The organism is Candidatus Erwinia dacicola (assembly GCF_001756855.1).
Taxonomy (GTDB): domain Bacteria; phylum Pseudomonadota; class Gammaproteobacteria; order Enterobacterales; family Enterobacteriaceae; genus Erwinia; species Erwinia dacicola.
Genome location: NZ_MAYS01000223.1, coordinates 1 through 4,819, shown reverse-complemented (window position 1 = coordinate 4,819; position 4,819 = coordinate 1). Strand labels below are relative to the sequence as shown.

Here is a 4,819-nt window from a genome sequence, read left to right as displayed (position 1 = left end):
CATGCAAAGCACCGGAACGGCGAAGCCGTGACGCTCGCCCTGTAAGGGCACTACGTTCAAGAGCATGGGGTCGAATCGCAGTGGCTTCACCTACTAGGAATATCGATGCGTTTACGGTGAAGACGCTGAATCGGCATTGCGTTTTCCCTTCAATGTCATGGCACCCAAACCCTCCATTCCTGAACCCCATTTCTAGGGACGTCCCAATATGCTGTATCTCGATAACGGCCCCGTGACCAAAAGCCGGGTCTTCAGTAACATGATGCGGAAATTGCATATTGACTGGCAGTCGCATACCCCTGCCGGCAAGGAAGATCCTAACCATGCACATACGAATCCCGCTGGGAAGATATAATGTGACCGACTCACTGGCAGCCTGCTGCTGCATGTCACCGGAATTCAGCGACGAAGGGGAAACACTGACGGGGATGACTTCCGGTACTATTGACAGTATGGGGTGTTGCGCTTCACCTTATTTTATGCATTAATGCAGCCAGATAAATATCTTCCATCAGCGATACACGCTGCGCCTGGTGACATTCAGTATTTTTCCACTCCGCAAGATCAGCAGAATAATATCCTTCAATGCGACGTAGCTGATCCTCATAGTAGTAGCTGGCAGGATGCGTTATCACCTCGCGCGTTCCATTCCGGTAGGTGACATGCAAATTCACGGGGAAAGAGGCAGTGGCGGGCAACAGGAAATTATGTAAACGAACCAGCCCGTGACTGAACCGCCATTCATGAGACGCCTCATAATTATCAGAAAAACGACAATTCAGCTCGGCGTGACATCCGTTACCGAGATCAATGCTGGCCTGAAACTCTTGATCAACTCCATTAGGGCCACTGAAGGTGGAGTGGCCTACGATACCAACGGGGTGAAGCGGTAAGGTGGCCTGCAACATTTGCAGCCAGTAGCTGGCGCTATCCAGAAACGCACCGCCACCGAGTTCAGGTCGACAACGATATCCCCGTAACGCGGACAGACTGAATGAAATAGTGGTATGCACCGACTCCAGCGTCCCCAGCCTCTGTCCGCTAATCAGCGACGAGACACTGCTCTGCCAAGGATGCTCGGCACACATAACCGCCTCTATCACCTTAACCTGTTTGGTCTGGGAGGCCTGTTGAATGGCATGCCATTCCCGTCGTCCCAGACAGAGTGGCTTTTCAACGATCACATGCTTACCAGCATGGATAGCATCCAGCGCCATCATGGCATGCGCCGCGTTATGTAGCGATATGTAGGCAATGTCTATCGCAGGATCACGCAATAATGAGTCATAATCTTCATAAGCGATCATCGGCGGGTACCGTGTGGCCAAAGCTTGCGCTCGGGCGTAATCGCTGGCGGCAATACCGCGTACGGTAACCAGGCCGCGGCTACGAGCTGGCAGGATAATGGCTTTCTCAGCGATAAATGTCGCACCCAACAGCCCAATGGTCAGCATGCCTTTTTTCACAGCGCCCCCCCACTGGCTTCCAGTGCCCGCAGCAGCTGTTCTTCATAGCCAGCCGCTGCTTCCGGTCTATCCGCTGGATAGACGCGTGCGAAATAGAGTCGTCCACGAGGACACAACAATGTTGCTGATGACAGAGGCAATATACCCGGACGATCCTGAGCTGCCATAACCGCCTGTTTGTCAAGTTGCAACAACAGGCGCTCGATGAAATCCGTAGAGGTGATTTTTACCGACCAGACACACATATCGACGGCAAACTCCGACGCGAACTTTTTTTCTAGCAGCAGGCTCAGCAAGCCCATCGAAACCCGAGGGTTAACTTCTAGTACGGGAATAATACGGTCGTCCTCCAGTAACATTGCGTCAATGCACAATGGACCGAAATACCCCTGTTGCGCAATATCTGTCGCGAGTTTACATGCCAGATCCTGATAACGTTCCTCCGTCAGGCGGATTATCATTGAAGACGTAAGCGCGCCCGAACCGCTATAAGCAAATCCGTTATTCTGCATTTGCCGAAATCCGAGCCATTCGATATTACCACTCTCGCTAATATACAGATGGGCGGAAAAATCGGTACGCCGCGGAAGAAACGGTTGAGCCAGTAGTACCAGCTCTATCCCGGATCTGATTTGCTTTTCCAAATGACGGCAGATATTTTCCAGTACGGCACTAGAGGTAATATGGATAGTCCCCCTACCGGCTACGCCATAAGGGTCTTTGAGGATGAAACCAATGCTGTCCTGATCCATCGCGTAGCGGCGGAGTTGCGCCACTTCGGTAATAACCTCACAATCGCCGGGCAGTTGATGTGAAATAACCCACTGATTTGACCATGTTTTTGAACTCAACCTAGCGACATTTTCTGCATCAGGCAGCGGCGATGTAAATTGCCAGTGATGCTTTAATGCCGTGACAGCATTGGTAACCGCATAGGGTGCCAAGTTATAAGTCGCAGGCAGAGAGGAAACCATTTGTTCTGCTTGCAACTGGGGAAACGGCGGAAGTGGATGTTCAAAAAAGCGAATATTAGCCTCAATCAATGCTGCACGCAGTGCAGGCGAGAAAGCTGTTCTGGCCATAAGAATATCGTCGGGCTGGCAGCGTATCGATAACAGTTGATCCATCTGCGCAATAATGCGTTGTCCCTGCCGGTCGACAATAGCGGGCAAACTGACAACGTCATCAGGACGCCAGTAACGTTCGGCATCAAAGGTGCCGAAATGGATATAACGTTTGCTATCCATAATATTATATCTCTGTTTTTTTATTTTTCAATAATATCCTGATGTTGTAGTTTATTTATTAAATCGCAGCAACGTCCGATAGTAAAGTTTTCTATTTCTATAGACTCATAATCAAACGCAATATTGTACTTATTCTCCAATGTCAGAAAAAAATTAATCATTTGTATTGAATCTATTCCCAAGTCGGTGGCAATATTATCCTCCCTGCTTAATTCTTTCTTGCTTCCATTATTTCCCAGTATTTCAACCAATAAGGATTGTACTTCTATCACAAGAGCATCCGTCATCAAGTTAAACTCCGTTAAGATATAAAAGAATACATTTGGAACACACAGGCATTAATCCTTCTCGATTCAAGGTTTCGCGAATTTTTTGAAAGTCAGGACCATGCCAGATGTCATCAACCGACTGGTCATGAAGATTGCCGATGACAAATTCGGAAAAAAATTTGCATGACGTAACATCCCCATTAGCATGTACTTCCAGACGATTGGATACTGCCAGACATTGTTGACGACGCTGTGCAGGTCGGGAGGTACCACGAATAAAATCATCAATCTCATCGTCTTCAAGCTGCGGCTGATAACGAATTCGGCAGCGCCAAGGACGCGATGCCAGTTTTGCTAATGACTCACGCAATAACGGTAAGTGGCTTTCCGTAAGTTGATAGGTATAGGAATGCCAAGTTGGTTTTTCTGAGGGCACATTCATCCAACAGAATTTATCCCGGAAATAGCCATCCATATTTGTGGCGACATCAGGGCTGATGAACCATGGATATTGGAAATAAACGGTATTTATGCACATCTGTTCGGCCCATTCCATGAAGTTGTACATTTTCCCCACCCCACTTTCTGAAACCATGCAGGAAAGGGAAATCTCCCCCTGAAAACGGCCTTCCTCTTTCAGATTAAGTAGGTATTGAATATTTTCTATGGTCTGCCGAAATTTGCCTTTGCCACGCAACGCATCGTGATCACTTTCCAGACCATCCAAGCTCACCAGCAAGTTCAAATGGCTACCGATCGCCAGCAAATCATCTATTTTCTTTTTTATCAGAATACCATTGGTACACATGATGACAGTTCGAGGATGACGTTGTAAAAGCTTCGATATTTCACTGAATTGTGAGTGCATCAAAGGTTCTCCGCCCCATAAGAACAACTTCGCGTTAGGCGTATGTGTTTCCTGCAGCACCTTTTCAATAATATTAAGCGGGAGTTCCGTTTTCTGCTGTTCATGATCCATATCATGAAAGGACCCTTTATCATTCCATTGATAACAGTGTTTACAACGCAGATTGCAACGATAGGTTAATTGAAGGCTGACATCTGCCGGCGTCGCGGCGGCGTAACACGGATTATTAGTCAGCGCGTTACGAGCTTTTGATCGAAGAGCAATAGTATTCTTCAGTTGCTCAAACTCTCCCCGATTAAGGATGCGGACTGTTTTGGGATGCATATTTATTACTCCTCTGGCATGGTGATTAATTAACCTATGTCACCAACCACTGTAGTGGTCAACTACTAGCCACTGCACTAGACTGTAAGTAAAACAGTCACTCAGATTCGTTTGGTGTCAGATCGCCGTTATACCAATGTGGCCTGATGCCACTGAATAGCCCGTGACGTAGCGGATTGCTGCGCGCTGAGCTTCATTGAAGCTATTGTTGCTCTTCGCTCATGCCACCCTTAAGATAAATTTTTACACTATCTTGTGCTAGGCTTTGTTGAATAAAAGGTAATCATGCTGTTTTAATATACCGGTTTTGGACGAAGATGCTAGCCGTTCCAGGCATGTATTACCGAACATTGGTTGTAACTTACTGATTTTATGTTATGGAAGCTCGCTCTTTTTATGGGTTCGCAGCATAATCTCCATTTATTCAACAAAGCCATTGTGCCATATAATGATAGTCAACAGGAAGCTTTTCTGCCAGACGAATTAGTACCTGAACGTAGCGCCATTACAGGGCGCTACGTTCTATTCCCAACCGTGTTGGCATTGAACATCGCCTAACTGAAGCCGAACTCAAACAGAAACCTAGCTATTTCGAGATTGACACCATTTTTGGCAAAGACCAGAAGTCATTCCTGCTCACGCTCG

The 4,819-nt window shown here is 47.2% G+C and carries 4 protein-coding genes and 1 pseudogene; 1 reads left to right on the top strand and 4 read right to left on the bottom strand.

The window, feature by feature from the left end; genetic code table 11:
- Positions 1–61 precede the first annotated feature (61 nt).
- Positions 62–313 (top strand): annotated as a pseudogene (locus tag BBW68_RS19650) (IS481 family transposase); the annotation flags it as partial.
- 154 nt (positions 314–467) lie between these two features.
- Here the strand turns inward: BBW68_RS19650 and BBW68_RS06970 are convergent.
- The 4 genes from BBW68_RS06970 to BBW68_RS06955 are packed head-to-tail and all read right to left on the bottom strand — an operon-like array spanning position 468 to position 4,174.
- Positions 468–1,466 (bottom strand): Gfo/Idh/MocA family protein, encoded by a 999-nt coding sequence (locus tag BBW68_RS06970; protein ID WP_070134571.1) that lies wholly within the window; start codon positions 1,464–1,466, stop codon positions 468–470.
- Positions 1,463–2,713 carry an ATP-grasp domain-containing protein gene (locus BBW68_RS06965; RefSeq protein WP_070134570.1) on the bottom strand — a complete coding sequence of 417 codons (1,251 nt, stop codon included), beginning with the start codon at positions 2,711–2,713 and terminating at the stop codon, positions 1,463–1,465. The genes BBW68_RS06970 and BBW68_RS06965 overlap by 4 nt, the downstream gene beginning before the upstream one ends.
- Before the next feature lie 20 nt (positions 2,714–2,733).
- Positions 2,734–3,000 (bottom strand): acyl carrier protein, encoded by a 267-nt coding sequence (locus BBW68_RS06960; RefSeq protein WP_162475346.1) that lies wholly within the window; start codon positions 2,998–3,000, stop codon positions 2,734–2,736.
- Positions 3,001–3,004: 4 nt separating this feature from the next.
- A complete protein-coding gene (locus BBW68_RS06955; protein ID WP_070134568.1) occupies positions 3,005–4,174 on the bottom strand; it encodes a radical SAM protein in 1,170 nt (389 codons plus the stop codon).
- Between the last annotated feature and the right edge of the window lie 645 nt (positions 4,175–4,819).